Annotated in this window: 16 protein-coding genes and 1 tRNA gene; 5 read left to right on the forward strand and 12 right to left on the reverse strand. The window is 56.9% G+C overall.

Annotated elements, in window-relative coordinates; genetic code table 11:
* Positions 1 to 85 precede the first annotated feature (85 nt).
* Positions 86 to 247, reverse strand: coding sequence for a rubredoxin (locus AZH53_RS06565; protein WP_319642714.1), 162 nt, complete (start codon positions 245 to 247; stop codon positions 86 to 88).
* 240 nt (positions 248 to 487) lie between these two features.
* Here AZH53_RS06565 and AZH53_RS06570 point away from each other — a divergent pair, with 240 nt between their 5' ends.
* From AZH53_RS06570 to AZH53_RS06580, 3 genes are read left to right on the forward strand one after another with little or no spacing between them, the layout of a single operon-like run.
* Positions 488 to 1,417: a metal ABC transporter solute-binding protein, Zn/Mn family gene (locus AZH53_RS06570; RefSeq protein WP_319642715.1), complete on the forward strand. Its 930-nt coding sequence runs from the start codon at positions 488 to 490 to the stop codon at positions 1,415 to 1,417.
* A gap of 5 nt (positions 1,418 to 1,422) precedes the next feature.
* Complete coding sequence (locus tag AZH53_RS06575; RefSeq protein WP_319642716.1) at positions 1,423 to 2,223, forward strand: metal ABC transporter ATP-binding protein; 801 nt, start codon at positions 1,423 to 1,425, stop codon at positions 2,221 to 2,223.
* Positions 2,223 to 3,050, forward strand: coding sequence for a metal ABC transporter permease (locus AZH53_RS06580; protein WP_319642717.1), 828 nt, complete (start codon positions 2,223 to 2,225; stop codon positions 3,048 to 3,050). The genes AZH53_RS06575 and AZH53_RS06580 overlap by 1 nt, the downstream gene beginning before the upstream one ends.
* 85 nt (positions 3,051 to 3,135) lie before the next feature.
* Here AZH53_RS06580 and AZH53_RS06585 read toward each other — a convergent pair whose 3' ends face one another.
* The 3 genes from AZH53_RS06585 to iorA all read right to left on the reverse strand — a co-directional run bounded on the left by AZH53_RS06585 (position 3,136) and on the right by iorA (position 7,153).
* Entirely contained in the window at positions 3,136 to 4,635 is a 1,500-nt protein-coding gene (locus AZH53_RS06585) for an META domain-containing protein (protein ID WP_319642718.1), read from the reverse strand.
* A 173-nt stretch (positions 4,636 to 4,808) separates the two neighbouring features.
* Positions 4,809 to 5,387, reverse strand: coding sequence for an indolepyruvate ferredoxin oxidoreductase subunit beta (gene iorB, locus AZH53_RS06590; protein ID WP_319642719.1), 579 nt, complete (start codon positions 5,385 to 5,387; stop codon positions 4,809 to 4,811).
* Complete coding sequence (gene iorA, locus AZH53_RS06595; RefSeq protein ID WP_319642720.1) at positions 5,384 to 7,153, reverse strand: indolepyruvate ferredoxin oxidoreductase subunit alpha; 1,770 nt, start codon at positions 7,151 to 7,153, stop codon at positions 5,384 to 5,386. The genes iorB and iorA overlap by 4 nt, the downstream gene beginning before the upstream one ends.
* A gap of 123 nt (positions 7,154 to 7,276) precedes the next feature.
* On the opposite strand from iorA, the gene AZH53_RS06600 reads away from it, so the two are divergent.
* Positions 7,277 to 7,349 (forward strand) — tRNA-Ile (locus AZH53_RS06600).
* 103 nt (positions 7,350 to 7,452) lie between these two features.
* The gene (locus AZH53_RS06605) at positions 7,453 to 7,929 is read left to right on the forward strand and encodes a hypothetical protein (protein WP_319642721.1); all 477 of its coding nucleotides are present in this window, start codon (positions 7,453 to 7,455) and stop codon (positions 7,927 to 7,929) included.
* Between the two features lie 6 nt (positions 7,930 to 7,935).
* Here the strand turns inward: AZH53_RS06605 and AZH53_RS06610 are convergent, their stop codons facing one another.
* The 8 genes from AZH53_RS06610 to AZH53_RS06645 all read right to left on the reverse strand — a co-directional run bounded on the left by AZH53_RS06610 (position 7,936) and on the right by AZH53_RS06645 (position 15,599).
* Positions 7,936 to 8,457, reverse strand: coding sequence for a hypothetical protein (locus AZH53_RS06610; protein ID WP_319642722.1), 522 nt, complete (start codon positions 8,455 to 8,457; stop codon positions 7,936 to 7,938).
* 84 nt (positions 8,458 to 8,541) lie between these two features.
* The gene (locus tag AZH53_RS06615) at positions 8,542 to 9,762 is read right to left on the reverse strand and encodes a tRNA (N(6)-L-threonylcarbamoyladenosine(37)-C(2))-methylthiotransferase (RefSeq protein ID WP_319642723.1); all 1,221 of its coding nucleotides are present in this window, start codon (positions 9,760 to 9,762) and stop codon (positions 8,542 to 8,544) included.
* A gap of 93 nt (positions 9,763 to 9,855) precedes the next feature.
* Complete coding sequence (locus AZH53_RS06620) at positions 9,856 to 10,308, reverse strand: GNAT family N-acetyltransferase (protein WP_319642724.1); 453 nt, start codon at positions 10,306 to 10,308, stop codon at positions 9,856 to 9,858.
* Positions 10,305 to 11,336: a chorismate synthase gene (locus AZH53_RS06625; RefSeq protein ID WP_319643659.1), complete on the reverse strand. Its 1,032-nt coding sequence runs from the start codon at positions 11,334 to 11,336 to the stop codon at positions 10,305 to 10,307. Before AZH53_RS06625 ends, AZH53_RS06620 begins: the two co-directional genes overlap by 4 nt.
* Complete coding sequence (gene aroE, locus AZH53_RS06630) at positions 11,336 to 12,718, reverse strand: shikimate dehydrogenase (protein WP_319642725.1); 1,383 nt, start codon at positions 12,716 to 12,718, stop codon at positions 11,336 to 11,338. The genes AZH53_RS06625 and aroE overlap by 1 nt, the downstream gene beginning before the upstream one ends.
* On the reverse strand, positions 12,715 to 13,986 hold the full coding sequence (gene aroA / locus AZH53_RS06635) for a 3-phosphoshikimate 1-carboxyvinyltransferase (protein WP_319642726.1): 1,272 nt from the start codon (positions 13,984 to 13,986) through the stop codon (positions 12,715 to 12,717). The genes aroE and aroA overlap by 4 nt, the downstream gene beginning before the upstream one ends.
* A complete protein-coding gene (locus AZH53_RS06640; RefSeq protein ID WP_319642727.1) occupies positions 13,987 to 14,775 on the reverse strand; it encodes a prephenate dehydratase in 789 nt (262 codons plus the stop codon).
* Positions 14,772 to 15,599, reverse strand: coding sequence for a prephenate dehydrogenase/arogenate dehydrogenase family protein (locus AZH53_RS06645; RefSeq protein ID WP_319642728.1), 828 nt, complete (start codon positions 15,597 to 15,599; stop codon positions 14,772 to 14,774). The genes AZH53_RS06640 and AZH53_RS06645 overlap by 4 nt, the downstream gene beginning before the upstream one ends.
* Between the last annotated feature and the right edge of the window lies 1 nt (position 15,600).

Consider the following 15,600-nt stretch of genomic DNA (forward strand, 5'->3'; position numbering starts at 1 on the left):
TTCTCTCAGGAATTATCATATCGCCGGAATAAGCGGGGATATTTTGCCAACAGAGAGACATTGGGAGGCATCGTCAATGCCACCCTTATTCGACACGAACAAAGTTCTTCTGAAGGGCGCCGCACCTCGGACATACCCATGTCTTCGGGAGGTTCTCAAACGGAGTGTTGGGCGCAACGTCCTGTGTATAATCACCGGTCTTCGGGACATAGACATACCCGCATTTCGTGCATCGATAGGTTTCCATGATGGTGAGAGTGCCTGCAGTGAATATATATCTTGGGGAGAAGTGGGATGCGGCCCGGGGACATCCGCGCCCTCATGATTGTGGGAAACATCGTCTGCCCCTTTTCATGCCTTCAGAGAGAGATACAATCCTTCCGCCATTCTCTGCGGCATGAACATTTATCCACTCTCCCATTCAAGTAGCATCAACGCACACCACAAAACCCCTGTCGGATTTCATGATTCAGGAGTCCTGGTTTCCATGAATCTCAGAAAGATACGAACCACTAAACGATGCCTTGCCGTCATATTCATTCTTCTTGCCATTCTTCTCTGCGTAGGGTGCATATCACCTCAGGAGGACACGCCCCCCCCCTCATCACCTCAACCCACCCTGTCCGAAGACGATGACAAAATCCCAATCACCGTCGCCGTCACCATCCCCCCCCTGCGCCAGTTCGTCGAAGCCGTCGGCGGGGACCGGGTATCCGTCATGGTCATGGTCCCTCCCGGCGCAAGCCCCCACACCTATGAACCGACACCCGGCCAGCTCAGAGCGCTTTCGGAAACCGATGTATATGTCATGGTCGGTTCGGGCATAGAATTCGAGAACGTCTGGATGGAGAGGATAATGTCGATGAATTCAGATATGGAAGTCATTGACACCTCAACTGGCATCGAACCCTTATCCGAAGACAGCACAGGAGACGGAGGCACCGATCCGCATATCTGGACGTCCCCGGCCAATGCCGTCCGCATGGTGCGGACAATCGAGGATGGACTCAGTCGCCACTATCCTGCTTATGCAGACGAATTTTCCCACGGTGCGGATGATTACGTCGCCCGTCTGGAACAACTCGATGCGCAGATTCGTGCATCACGGGAGGGCAACCCTACCCGTCCATTGATGGTATATCATCCCGCATGGGGATACTTTGCCCATGAATATGACATCCCCCTGATCGTCATTGAAACAGACGGCAAGGAACCCTCACCGACACACCTCCAGACGATGATAGACCGGGCAACGGAGGAGCAGGTGACCGCCATTGTTGTGGCGCCGGAACAGACCACGAAAAACGCCGAAGTCATCGCCCGTGAAACGGGGGCCGGAATTATCTATATCAGCTCCCTTGAAGAAGACTACCTCGCCATGATGCACCGTATTGCTGACGTGGCCAACACCCCATGATATCCATGACATCCCCGGTAATCGAACTCTCAAATGTGACCTTCAGGTTCAACCGGCATCCGGTACTTGACGATGTCTCGCTTGCCATACGGAAAGGAGAATACCATGCCATCATAGGTCCCAATGGCGGTGGGAAGACGACGCTCCTCAAGATCATGCTCGGGCTCCTTGAACCACAGGAAGGGTCAGTACGGATACTCGGCGGCAGTGTTCGGGATAACAGGCGCCATCTCGGGTATGTGCCCCAGTTTCGAACCTTTGACTTTCACTACCCCATCTCGGTACGTGAGATGGTCCTTTCAGGACGGCTCGGACATGGGCCGGGAAAACTGAACTACGGACCTGATGACCATGCCACCGCAGATGATGTACTGGAGGCGATGGACATCGCCGACATCGCGGACCGGGAGATTGCCGACATCTCAGGTGGGCAGCGCCAGCGGGCAATCATTGCGCGGGCGCTGGTGGGCAGGCCACAGGTCCTGCTTCTGGATGAACCGACCGTCTATGTGGATACACCGACGGCCACCCATTTTTACGAGATCATCGATGAGCTGAGACGAGAGATGACCATCGTGCTTGTCACCCATGATGTCGGGGCACTCTCTCCCGACATCACCACCGTCTCCTGCCTCAACCACCGCATCTTCACCCATGATGCCCGTGAGATTACCGAAGAGATGATAGGTGCCGTCTACCCCTGCCCGGTGGACCTCATCGCTCATGGAATTCCCCACCGGGTCTTCCGGCATCATGAGGAGATGGACGGAACAGAAGAAGAAGAAAGGATAAAGGAGAATGCCTGATGGTCCTGGAGGCGCTCGGATACGAATTCTTCAGAAATGCTCTCATGGCCGGAGTGCTTGCGAGTATCGCCTGCGGGTTCATCGGCAGTTTCATCGTGGTGAAACGAATGGTCTCCCTCGCGGGCGGGATATCCCATGCGGCCTTCGGCGGGATTGGTCTCGGATATTACCTCGGCATCGACCCCATCCTCGGTGCGACCGTCTTCTCCCTCGGGACGGCAGGCATCATCAGCCGTTTCAGAAACCAGGGCCACCAGCATCTCGACACACTTGTAGCAGCGTTGTGGGCATCGGGAATGGCGCTCGGCATCCTCTTCATCTATCTTGCTCCCGGCTTTGCACCGGACCTCTTCAGCTATCTCTTCGGCAATATCCTCCTCGTTCCGGCGGAAAACCTTGTTCTCATGACACTTCTGGTCGGGATCATCATTGCAACCGTAGCCATCTTTTACCACCTCTTCGTCGCCGTGACCTTCGACGAGGAGTATGCTATCGTGATGAACCTTCACGCAAAGACATTGATGCTCGCCATCATCGGGCTTACGGCACTGACGGTCGTCATGCTTATCCAGGTGGTGGGCGTCATACTGGTGATTGCACTGCTCACCCTTCCTGCCGCCATTGCCCGCGAATACAGTTCAAGCATGAAGGCAATGATCCTCCGTGCCACCCTTCTCGGGGCCGTCTTCACCACCACGGGGATCTGGCTCTCGTATGCACTGGATGTCCCCTCCGGGGGGGCGATCATTCTCATCGCCGCCGCCTCCTATTTTCTGGTGATTCTCAGCAATGACATCAGACGACGGTATGCAGAACGCGAGGAGTAAACAAGGGCATTTCTGCACCTGATCTCATGGCTATGCGCCGGATCCTTCTTCCTGTCAGAAAAAAATTGATATCTCCTACCCGGTGCTAACTGAAGACAAGAAGTGTCGCGCCGTCTTCATCCATGACAGTAAGGGTCCCCGACCGAATCTGATAGGATGATGACCTTTCCAGTGCCTGAAGATACAGTGTCTCCTGGTCCATCACCCCGTCCGGCTGTTCACAGTACATCTGCGTCATCCCCGCCGCACCAACAGCGAGGACGTCGTCTGCTGCCATATACTCTGCAAAGTAGTTATTGCATCCCGAACTTCCCGTCACCTGACCATCGGCACCGAAGGTGGCAGTGATACGGGTTTCAGGGAGCATGGAAACGACGCCGCCCACACCGTTGGTATAGGACGTAAGCATCCACTGCCGGCCGGTGAGGCTCGTGGTATCCTCAGTGAAGGTCACCATGACTGCGCCCGCGTCCTTCAGTGTAAGTACGCTCCCTTCGATACGATAGGCCACAGAGGATGCCAGAGCATCAAGGTAGGCACTCTCCTGCTCCATTACTCCCGCCGGTTCCCCGCACATCATCTTTGTGGAACCGAGTGGCCCGATGGCAATGCGGTCCCCCGTAACGGTGAACGGACCAAAGTAATTGTTGCACCCTGCACTTCCCGCCACCTGCCCGTCAGCACCGAAATTTGCGGAAACTACCGTCCCTTCGAGGACGGACCGGACAGACCCCGTGCCCGTGGAATAGGAGGTCATCCGCCACTCCGTTGCCATCAGGTTTTCCGCCGACGTCTCCGTAGAGACGACATAGCGGGCAAGCCGCATGCCGTCCTCGTCCATGAGCATCAGTTCCCCTGCACCGACTCTATATTCAGCTGCCGTCTGAATCGCGGCAAGATAGGCGGTCTCCTGATCCATCACTCCTTCCGGGTCTGCACAGTACATCTCGGTCGACGCCAGCGGGCCGATGGCAATCGTTCCCTTATCCGCAGAATAGGGTCCAAAGTAGTTGTTGCACCCCGCACTTCCCGTCATCTGATCATCGGCCCCGAATTCAGCGCTGACACGCGTTCCGGCTAATACCGATACAAATCCATTCTGCCCGTCGTGATGCCCGGCAAGAAGCCATTTCGTTCCTTCAAGGGTCTGAACGATCGCTTCGAACCGCAGAATCATCGCACCGGACCCATCCATCATCGTCAGGACGCCCTCATGTACCGAGTAGGACGCAACATCGGAAAGAAGGGTCAGATACCGCTGCTCCTGATCCATCACTCCCTGTTCCGGACAGTACATCAGTGTCGAGACCGGCATTTCAATCGTCATCGACGTCCCCGACGTCTCATAGGACGCCCCGTAGCTGTTGCATCCGCCGGAACCCCCCAGACTGCCGTCCATGAATTCCGCCGTCACCGGTGCCGATACAAGCGGTGCAGCCATTGCACCGTTTTCATCCATATAGGCATTGAGAAGCCACACCTCACCTGTGATCGTTTCCCCTTCACCGGGCGCCGTCGTGCACCCGCAGGCAATTACTCCAAGGAGGAGGAGAGCCCCCATCGCCCCCATCACACATGGTTTCATACGCCCTCTAAAGGAATTGATGCTATTTATTGCTATGTCGAAGCGATCTGTTCCGTCATCCTCACCCTCATGGAAATTCTCACTGCAGTTCAGGAATTCCTGTGCCCGACCATTTTCGATTGTGGAGATGAACAGGGAACCATTTGGATGATGGATCGGAGTGAAAAAAAGGATTATTCGAGGGCGGCGCGGCCGAGGTCGAACGCCTTCAGGTTGGTATCTACGGTTTTCGGAGGGACACAACGCCGGACCGCTTCTTTGAGGCTTTCGACGGTGAGCGGAATGTGCCGGGACGCCGCCCCGAGCATCACAACATTCTGCGCAAGGATGGTGCCTGCTTCGAGGGCCAGTGCAGCAGCGTCGACGGTGAGGACATCCCGTCCGGCAAGCTGCCGGGAAATGTCCTCCGCTTCCGGCACCTCCGCATCATACTGGAAAGCGGAGGTCGGGATGATCGTCTCCGTGTTGGAGATGATCGTTCCGCCATCTTTCAGGAAATGCGAATACCTGAGCGCCTCAAGGAGGTCGAACGAGATGATCAGGTCCGCGGTGCCGGGTGAGATGAGCGGACCGTACTTCCCGTCAATCCGGATATGGGTCTCCACCGAACCCCCGCGCTGGGCCATGCCATGGGTTTCTGCGCCTCGCACACTCTTCCCTTCGAGGAGGCATGCCTCACCGAGAATGTTCGAGGCAAGGATCGTTCCCTGCCCGCCGACACCAACGATCAGGACATCATAACTTCCACTCATTTCTTTCCCTCCATTCGTATGGCGCCGGTGGGACAGATCTGCGCACAGACCGAACACCCGCTGCACAGCGTATTGATGGATGCCTTCTCATCATGGAATTCGATGGCAGGGCACCCAAACCTGACACATGCCTTGCAGCCGGTGCATGCGTCTGTATCCACGGTGAATGGTTTTCTCCTGATCCCGGCACGACGTGCATTGATCACGCATGGCTGGTAGGCGATGATGACTTTCACCCCTCTGCGTGCCTTTGCAGCCTTCATCGCCTCAAGGCACTGTGTCAGATCATAGGAGTTGACCTTCTCAACATAGGCCGCCCCACACGACCGGCAGATGGCCTCAAGGGAGACGGGAGGGGATTCCACCCCCCTCGCCGTCATTCCGGTATTCGGGTTGGGCTGGTGCCCGGTCATGGCGGTGATCCGATTGTCGAGGATGACGACCGTCATGTTCGCCCCGTTGTACACTGCATTCAGGAGCCCCTGAATACCCGTGTGAAGGAAGGTGGAGTCCCCGATGGTGCATACGACATCCCGTTCCTCGCCGGACTGGGCAATCCCGCTTCCCACCGTGATGGAGGCTCCCATGCATATCGTGGTATCCACCACCCCGAGCTGAATTCCCAGCGTATAGCATCCGATGTCGCTCGGGAATATGCCGTCTTTGAAGACCCGCTTCATCGCATAGAAGACCGACCGGTGACCACATCCTGCACAGAGGAGGGGTGGGCGTCGGGGAATATCCGGGACCGCAGTCACCTCAGGGAAGACCTCTGTCGGCACAAAGCCGGCCTTTCCCATCGCCGTGGCAACCGATGCGGGGTCAAGTTCACCCTCGTATGCAATATAGCCGTCCATCTTGCCGTTGACAATGGTGGATGTTGCAACCATGCGCACCGCTTCTTCGATGACAGGGGAAAGTTCTTCGACCACCAGAATCTTCTCATGCTGCGCAACAAACCCGCCAAGCCATTCCAGATCAACCGGGTACGCACCGATCTTTGCAAACGAGACGCCATCCGGAAGAAGTTCCTGCACATAGGATGCCGCAATCCCACCCGCAATGATGCCGGTCGACCCCTTCACCTCGGCGGTATTGAGGCCCTTTGCGACGAGTGCACGGGCAAGCGGACCCAGCTTTTCATTGAGTTTTTTATGAAGCACCCGGGTATGTGCGGGAATGACCACATACTGCTGTGGGTTGCGCTCAAAGTGTCCTGTGCGGTGATCGGTACCGACTTCCCCGGGTTCAACATCGCTCTTTGAATGGCAGATGCGCGTCGTCGGCCGGAAGAGGACGGGAAGCCCAAACTCCTCGGAGAGTGCGAAGGCCTCTATCATCATCGTCCGCGCCTCGCGCACGCTTGCGGGGTCCAGACAGGGAATCCTGGCAAAGAGTGCATATCTCCTGCTGTCCTGCTCATTCTGGGAACTGTGGGCGAACGGATCATCCGCTGAAAGAATGACAAGGCCCCCCGTAATCCCCGTGTATGCGCTGGTCATAAGCGGGTCGGCCGCAACATTCAGTCCGACATGCTTCATGGTCGCAAGTGAACGAATACCGGTCCATGCCGCTGCAAGGGCGTTTTCGAGAGCAACCTTTTCATTCACCGACCATTCCACATAAAAATCCCGATCATTCTGAGTCCGGAGGATATCGATGACTTCTGATGACGGGGTCCCCGGGTATCCGCTGGCAAAATCGATGTTCGCCTCACAGCAGGCGTGGGCTATCACCTCATTTCCCAGCATATAGCGTGTAACCATACCTGCTCAAAGGTTCGATAAGCTGTGGTTTATAGTATTCTGATCCGAATTGGTCAAATCCTGCAAGGCAAATCCAAAACCCTTATTAGGTTCGATATCTCATCTAATTAGGTAATTCAGCAAGGGCCCGTAGCATAGTCGGTGGTGCACCCGGCTGATAACCGGGAGGTCGTGCGTTCGAGTCGCACCGGGCCCATCACCACTTTTTCCAAAGTTATTCGATGAGCAGATGCTCCTTCGGGCACCATTGCGGACCAAATCATCAGCCTTAATATGTTCATGAGGACTAACTATCGAATATGAACAATCGTCCCCTCCTGCTCATGATTGGCGGAATACTCGTCGTCCTTGCAATGGTTGCCGTCGGCGGGATCTTCATCGGAGGTATCGGCCTCATCCTTGTCCTCACCCTTGCAGTGTCCCTCTATCTCAATGAAAAAGGAAGGCAACTGGGAGAGATACCCGACCTGGATGCAGTCCTTTCCAGTGATGCAAAACGGATCATCATACGAAACCACGGAAATGGTCCGGCTGTAGCCGTTCATGTCGCCATCGTTCCGCTGAACAAGGAATTTGATGCAGAAAGCATCGATCCGGATGGAAAATATGTATGGGAGGCGGAAGAGATGATTCAGGAGGCAAAGGCGGCCATCATCTGGCATGATACGGATGGCAGGACATACTCCAATGAGAGCAGACTCTCGGCTCTTGGAAAGGGAGAGGATGATCTCCTAAAACCGATGTTTCCGCTCTTTGACTCAAAACCAAAAAAATAGATTTTTTTATTCCCGAATAAAGGCGATGACTTTTTCGAGGGCGTCCACCAGCTCCTTCTGGTCGGAGACATACTCCTCTATCGCCTTATAGAGCATCACGATAATATCAAATCCATAGAGATCGATGATGTCCTCCGGACTGATCTCACGCTGGTACGAATCGATGAGAAAACCATCCGCACTGTACATGAGCTCATAAAATACCCCGTCCTCTCCGAGGACACAGTACTGGTTATCGACCTTCTTCTCGATATCATCCGGCCGATACGGCATCGGTTCGGTCTTTCCGAGGAGGAGAAACTTCTGTTCATAATAGACGGTATCGTAGAGTTCGCCCTTCCCGTCCTGCTTCCCCCGGGTCATCATCTGCAGGCCGGCCTCGGGGACGATGGGGCGGGCCATATCAGCCATCTTCTTCAGAAGAGAAGCAGTCTCCCCTACAGCCTCGGCAGAGAGGGCGGAGATCTGATCCTTGTATTCCTTCGACTTCTCGACCGCTGTTTTATAGCCTTCTTCAATAATGTCCATGTCTCTTGTTCACTCCTGATATTGTATCGGTTGCCCGCCCTTTGCATTAACGCTTCCTTTTGGAGGATCCTTCACCCGGCAGGCCTATCCCCTGTCAGATCTGCTTCCTATCAGATAATGCCTCTGGTGACCCGTTATCCGAACACGGCACCTCGACCCGAGGGGGAGTTCTTCCCTGATAACGATGTTTTCATACCCGGGACTGCGTGCCACAACCGACCCGCCCCTCTTCTGTTCAGTGACTATGACCTCAAATTCCTCACCCAGAAGGCCTTCGTTGTGACGGTCGCTGATGGTGCCGGCGGCCGCCGTCAATGCCCTTGAACGGTCCTTTTTCACCCTGTCGGGAATATCCCGGTATGCCGCTGCCGGGGTGCCGTCCCTGACCGAAAATCGCGTGATATTGACCTTCGTGGGGCTTGTTTTCCTGAGGAGGGAAAGAGTCTCCTCGAAGTCCGCGTCGGTCTCCGTAGGAAATCCGACGATAAAATCCGTGGAGATGCGGATATCCGGGATCTCTCTTCGAAAGGCCTCCACGACTCTGCAGTACTCCGCTCCGGTGTATCCCCGGTTCATGTCTTTTAGAACTTTGTCGGAACCTGCCTGAACCGGGAGATGGGCGAAACCGAAGATCTTCTCTGACTGGAAGGCATCAACAAGGCGGTCAAGGATTGGCAGAACTGTTGCCGGATTCATCATACCCACCCTGACACGAACGTCGGCAGTGCTCCGGTCGATCGCCTGCAACAGCACCGCAAGATCCGTCCCGCAGTCCATGCCGTAGGCACTCAGGTCCTGGCCGGTCAGCTGAACTTCCGCTGCACCGGCCCGGCCGAGTTCCTCGATCTCATGTACAATGCTACTGACGGGGAGGCTCTGCATACGCCCCCGGGCAAACCGTGTAATACAGTATGTGCAGGCGCCCATACATCCCGGCCCGACCTGCATAACACCGACCGCAGGAGCGATCATCACCCCCGTCCATGGATGGGCCCGATATACCTCGTCCGGGAGGAGAATCCGGGCGCGGGGGAATTCTTCCAAAATGCGCTCCTTCTGGACGACCGGCATGCACCCGGTAATGATCACTTCCTTCGCCTGAAAGGCCTTCAGACGCCTCAGCATCGCTCTTTCGGTCGCAGCGACTACTGTACAGGAATTGATGATGACAACCTCCGCTTCTTCCGCGGGAACCTGGACGCACCCCTGTGATGTGGCGATGGCAATCAGTTTCTGTGCATCGGCGTGGTTGTAGGTACAGCCATACGATTCGATATGAAATCTGCGGTTAACAAGCTCGTGCATGTAGAACTCCGGAAGAGACCACCCGGTCTGATGTACTCAATTTCGTTTCCGAGATGGTAAAAAGTAGCTTTCCTGCAGCGGGTCGTCCGGCCTTTAGAGGGCCTTCTCCATGATGAGACGGTCCTCTCCATCTCCAAAATACCGCTCGGCCCTTGAGACGGGCACGAACCCCTCACTCGCATAGAGGTCGGTTGCGGCAGCATTCGCAGGTGCAACCGACAGAAATACCGATGTTGCCCCCGATACCGCAAGAGAACGTATCGCGGCCCTAAGGAGCATTCTTCCGTACCCGCTTCTCCGGCATTCTTCTGAGACATGAAGCCTGAGTATCCATCCCTCCGAAGGGCGACCCTGTACTACGGCGGCAATCGTAAACCCGGCCACGCCGGAAGGACCCTGTATTACAAAAAAAGATTCGGGATACAGTGCCCCCGCCTGCCGGACGAAGACGGCTCCTGCATAGGATGCCGGATGCATGCCGGCATTCATCCGGCAGACATCATCGAAATCGGCATCGCTGTATGGCCGGATGAAGGCGCCACTCATCTAAATTTCTCCTTCTCCGCGTTCGTCCCCTTTCCGGCGAACCATCGGTTCACCGACTGGGCAAGGCTGGCATCCGCAAGTACAATGGCCGCCATGCACTCAGCAACGACCAGAATCCGGGGGACGATGCAGGGATCATGTCGGCCGTCAACCGACAGAACGGCGGGCCTCCCGGCGGAGTCCAGCGTCCGCTGTTGGAGACAGATGGAGGGAGTGGGCTTGACGGCAATCCGTATGACAATAGCCTCCCCGGTCGATATGCCGCCGAGGATACCACCTGCATGGTTCGTCAGGTATCCGTCCGGACCGATTTCATCGTTATTTTCACTGCCAAACCGGTCCGTCACGGCAAACCCGTCACCAATTTCCACCGCCTTGACCGATCCTATCGACATCATCGCCGAGGCAAGAGCGGCATCCAGTTTCCCGAAAACCGGGTCACCCAGACCGGGAGGGCATCCTGTTGCCGTGATCTCCACGACGCCCCCGACGGAGTTGTCCGCCTCCTTTGCGGCTCGGATTTCGTCTTCAAACCGGCCGGGATCCGTATTCCCGTGAATCGACAGGATCCGGGAGGAGACGGCCATCCCATCAGCGGCAAGTATGCGGGCGGCAAGCGCACCGGCCATCACCCGTGCAACCGTTTCACGACCGGAACTCCTGCCGCCGCCACGGAAGTCACGGATGCCATATTTCTGCTCATAGACCAGATCGGCATGCCCCGGGCGAAACCTGTCCCGCAGCTCGGCATAATCGCCGCTCCGGGCATCGATGTTACCAACGATCATCGCGATGGGTGTCCCGGTGGTCCGCCCCTCAAAGACACCGGAGAGAATGTCAACACGGTCCGTTTCCCTGCGGGGAGTAGTCAAATCACTTGTCCCCGGACGGCGGCGGTCGAGATACGGCTGGACATCATCTGCTGAAAACGCAATTCCCGGAGGACATCCGTCTATGACGACCCCCAGCGCCTTCCCGTGGCTCTCCCCGAAGGTCGTGCACCTGAAGAAATTCCCGAATGTGTTCATCATATCAGCTCCCTGACTTCATCCGGTTCCAAGGCGATACCGGTGAACCGCTCGAACTGGCCGCACGCCTGGTGAATGAACATCTCTGTTCCCGGTATGCAGATGCATCCTGCCGCCCGGGCCTCACGGATGAGCGGGGTCGCGGGTGGTGTATAGACCAAATCAAAGACCGTCTGCCCTTCGTGCAGTTGATCCCGCCGGAGAAGAGGCGGCAGGGCGCCCCCCATTCCGACGGACGTCGCATTAATGATGATATCGAATGCATCCGCCTTATAATCATCCGGAACCCCGGCGGCACAGTCGAACCGTTCTCCCGCCTCCCTGGCACGAGCCGCGGTGCGGTTCAGTACGGTCACCCCGCACCCCAGCGACTGGAGAGCGTAGATGGCGGCATACGCGGCCCCGCCCGCACCAAAGACCACCGCCTCCCCTGCCGGAGTATCCTCGAGAGGACGGCGAATACCCAGCCAGTCGGTATTCGAACCCATGGTTCGTCCCCCACACTGCACCACCGTATTGACCGCACCGATTTCCCGGGCATCAGGGGTGATGGCATCACAGTACCGCATGACGTCCTGCTTGAAGGGAATAGTGACGGAGAGGCCCTTCATCCCGGCCCTGTTGAACTGTGCCATGATAGCTGCAAGGTCGGGATGTTCAATGCGGGTATAGAACGCATCGAGCCGGTACTTTTCAAAGAGCGGGTTGAAGACGGACGGACTTATCGAATGCAGACATGGGTTGCCGATGACGGCATACAGACCGTTATGCCAGGATGCCCCTGTCCGTATGCGGGTATGAACCACATTCCGCTCGCCCGCCGGAATCATGGTCGTGTCAAGAAACGACAGCAACTCCGACAGTGCATTCACCGGGAGGGACCCCTTCTCCGCCGCTTCAAGAATCACCCTGCAGAGTGCTGCGGGCGTCTCTTCATCGGCCCTCAGGCAGAGATCGGCCGCTGCCCGGTAGCGGGCACGCCTGCGCTCAAGAACCGCTGCCACCTCCTCATCATGAGAGAGGGAGGTCAGCGCAGGGCGCATGCCCCCCCGGGTCCTGTCAGCAAGAACCGCCGCGGAGGCCTCGAGAAAGACCACCATGGCCTCCCTTCGCAGCATTCGGACATTCTCAGTCCTGCAGACTGCCCCCCCGCCGGTTGCGATCACCAGGGGGCCTTCGGGAAGGTTTTGTATCACCTCTGTTTCATAGTCCCTGAAAGCATCCTCTCCATCCGCACGGAACAACTCCTCCACCGTCCGCCCGGTCCGGCTCACAATTTCCTCATCTGTATCAATGAACGGGACACCACATGCCTGTGCCACCATGGGCCCGATCGTGGACTTGCCGGAACCCCGTGGTCCGATGAGGACGATGCGCTTCATATTCCCGCCCCCCCGAGGGCATCCCAGAACCCGGGAAATGACTTGCTGACGCACTCAGCGTCTTTGATGGTGACATCCCCGCGACCAAGGGCAACCACCGCACCACTCATGGCCGTCCGGTGATCATCAACCGGGTCAAGCATCCCGCCGCCGGGCCGGGTTCCCGGATGGATGGTAAGAGAATCATCCCCGACATCCACAGAGGCACCGGCACATGCGCTGATTGCCACAACGGCTGCAACCCTGTCACTCTCCTTGTGCCGGAGGTTTGCCGTCCCCTCTATGCTGGTCGGGCCCGCCGCAAAGGACGCAACAGCGGCCACGGTCTGGATGATATCGGGGGTCTGGGCCATATTGAGGGAGACTCCCACAAGGGGCCCGTCCCGTTCGACGGTCACAATCCCGGCCCCCGTATGGACCGAGCACCCCATCTCCTCAAGGATGTCAAGCATTCGGCGATCGCCCTGAAGAGAGGATGGATTGAGATTACTGACGGTGACACATCCGCCGCATACCGCGGCTATCGCAAAGAAGTAGGATGCTGACGAATAGTCCCCTTCGACACGGTAGTCGCAGGCGCGGTATCCCCGATTGTGAATCACCATTCTTCCATCGCTCCTATGGATCACATCCGCGCCGAAACGGCCCATCACATCGGCAGTAAGGTCCACATATGAACGCGACACACCCGGGCTCATGAGCGTGATCTCCACCGGTTCTTCTGCACAGGGGGCCGCCATCATGACAGAGGAGACGAACTGGCTGGAGATCCCTGCATCGATGGCGACCGGTCCACCCATGAGCCTCCCGGTGACGGTGACAGGTGGGTATCCCTCCTGATTTTCATAGACCACCGCGGCCCCGATCGTCCTGAGCGCCTCGGCAAGGGGCCCTATCGGGCGTTCCTGCATCCGGGATGAACCGGTCAGGGTGACGGGGTGACGGTGGAGAAGGCCAACAGATGCGAGAAGCCGCAGGGTTGTCCCGGAATTGCGGCAGTCCAGGGTCACCGCCCCTCTGCCGCTGTCAAGAGTACATCCTGCCCCATCAACAATGATATCATCTCCCACATCCTCCATCAGGACTCCCATCTGCGCAAGTCCGGTACGGGTACACATGGTATCCTCCGACCGGAGAGAGCGGGTGATGGCGGAAGAACCTCCGTTTGCAAGGGATGCTGCAATGAAGGCACGGTGGGTGCCGCTCTTTGAGGGGGGCGCAGTAAACCTCTGTTCAATATTTTCAAGGCGGGGGAGACGGATATTCACTTATTTCTCCTCCATCAAGCCATAGCATCCCAGATGCTTCACCTCTGCCATCGAGCGGAGCCTGGAAAGGGCACAATCGAGCCCCTCGCCTACGGCTACGTCGATGAAGAAGACATAGTTCCCAATGTCCCGCTTCGATGGTCGCGATTCAATCCTCGTGAGGTTGAGGGAGAGCGAATAGAATATCCCCAGGATCTCATACAGCAGGCCGGGACGATCTTCCCGGGGGTCGATGATGAAACTGCACTTTCCCGATGTCACTGCGGGTCCGGGAGAGCGTTCGATACGGATGAACCGTGTGATGTTCGTATGGACGTTCTGGATATCCTCCTGCACGATCGTAAGTCCTTCGCTGAGCGCAGCAGCACTCGTCGTAACGGCAGCCGCATCTACGGACTGTGCGGCCATTCTGGCGCTCGCGCTGTTGCTGCTGGTATGGATGATCTCTGCCCCCAGCGTCTCAAGAACCCGCCGACACTGGTCGTGGGCCTGCGGATGGGCATAGATGACTGAAATCGGCCCGGCAGGATTCTTTGCCGCCAGGTGATGCCGGATATTGAGATACCCCTCGCCGGTGATGAATACGGGGTATTCACGCAGGCAGTCCATCACAGGCCCGACAGCCCCTGCGTCGCTGTTTTCAACCGGGACAATACCAGGACAGCCCTGATCGATGGCCGTTGCAAATACATCCCCTATCGTGGGAAGGAGGAGGATATCGCCTTCATACACCTTCATCGCCATCTCATGGCTGAACGTTCCGTAGGGGCCAAGACAAACCACGTTCATGGATTCACCAGCGACGCAATAAGACGGTCGGTCACATCCGTACTTTCGGGGATCACCGGCAGGAAGAACTCACGGTTCGCCGCGAAGAACGCATCGAATTTTCCGGTATCGCCACCTGTAACAATTTCTGCCAGACGTTCAGAGGCCTGGACGAAGGAAGAGACGATTCTTCCAACTTCGGGATTCTCCTGGAGGATGGGGCCATAGAGATCAGCCTCCTGACCGAGGATTCGTCCGACGATCCCGGTTTCGATACGGTAAACAGGACTCGTAAACCGCTGCATCTCAACCGGGGAGACCCCTGCACTCCGCATCGTTTCTGCAACGACCAGGGTCGAAAAATGCATCAGGCCCTGGATGACCGCCATGATTCGGTCGTGCTCCTCCGGAGTGGTGATTGTTACCCGGGCACCTTCGTTCCTGAATACATCCAGGATCTCAGTACAGACCGGTGACGCACACCGGGCTGGCGTTGCAATCACCGTTTGTCCGGCAAGGGATGCAACCCCCGGCCCGAACATCGGATGCAGGCCCAACACCTGCGCCGGTGTTCCAAGCATTGCAGCAATGGGTTTCACCTTCAGGGACGTGAAATCGCAGAGGACCTGATCCGCCGAGAGAAACGGTGCTATCTCCTCAATGACCTTCACCGTCTCCCGGATGGGAACCGAGATGATGACGATATCCGAATCCATCGCAAGGTCCCGATTGCTCAGGGGTGTCGTTCTTCCCGAGATTTCCACATCAAATCCCGCACGGGAAAAGACAGGAGCAAAGAGCCCCCCCATCGCGCCGGTCCCGCCAATAATTCCTACCGTCTTCATA

Source organism: Methanovulcanius yangii (assembly GCF_018687785.1).
Classification (GTDB): domain Archaea; phylum Halobacteriota; class Methanomicrobia; order Methanomicrobiales; family Methanomicrobiaceae; genus Methanovulcanius; species Methanovulcanius yangii.

Coding starts and splice junctions, on each gene's coding strand:
- AZH53_RS06565 (WP_319642714.1), bottom strand. CDS start 247: ATGGAAACCTATCGATGCACGAAATGCGGGTATGTCTATGTCCCGAAG.
- AZH53_RS06570 (WP_319642715.1), top strand. CDS start 488: ATGAATCTCAGAAAGATACGAACCACTAAACGATGCCTTGCCGTCATA.
- AZH53_RS06575 (WP_319642716.1), top strand. CDS start 1,423: ATGACATCCCCGGTAATCGAACTCTCAAATGTGACCTTCAGGTTCAAC.
- AZH53_RS06580 (WP_319642717.1), top strand. CDS start 2,223: ATGGTCCTGGAGGCGCTCGGATACGAATTCTTCAGAAATGCTCTCATG.
- AZH53_RS06585 (WP_319642718.1), bottom strand. CDS start 4,635: ATGAAACCATGTGTGATGGGGGCGATGGGGGCTCTCCTCCTCCTTGGA.
- iorB (WP_319642719.1), bottom strand. CDS start 5,387: ATGAGTGGAAGTTATGATGTCCTGATCGTTGGTGTCGGCGGGCAGGGA.
- iorA (WP_319642720.1), bottom strand. CDS start 7,153: ATGGTTACACGCTATATGCTGGGAAATGAGGTGATAGCCCACGCCTGC.
- AZH53_RS06605 (WP_319642721.1), top strand. CDS start 7,453: ATGAACAATCGTCCCCTCCTGCTCATGATTGGCGGAATACTCGTCGTC.
- AZH53_RS06610 (WP_319642722.1), bottom strand. CDS start 8,457: ATGGACATTATTGAAGAAGGCTATAAAACAGCGGTCGAGAAGTCGAAG.
- AZH53_RS06615 (WP_319642723.1), bottom strand. CDS start 9,762: ATGCACGAGCTTGTTAACCGCAGATTTCATATCGAATCGTATGGCTGT.
- AZH53_RS06620 (WP_319642724.1), bottom strand. CDS start 10,308: ATGAGTGGCGCCTTCATCCGGCCATACAGCGATGCCGATTTCGATGAT.
- AZH53_RS06625 (WP_319643659.1), bottom strand. CDS start 11,336: ATGAACACATTCGGGAATTTCTTCAGGTGCACGACCTTCGGGGAGAGC.
- aroE (WP_319642725.1), bottom strand. CDS start 12,718: ATGAAGCGCATCGTCCTCATCGGACCACGGGGTTCCGGCAAGTCCACG.
- AZH53_RS06640 (WP_319642727.1), bottom strand. CDS start 14,775: ATGAACGTGGTTTGTCTTGGCCCCTACGGAACGTTCAGCCATGAGATG.
- AZH53_RS06645 (WP_319642728.1), bottom strand. CDS start 15,599: ATGAAGACGGTAGGAATTATTGGCGGGACCGGCGCGATGGGGGGGCTC.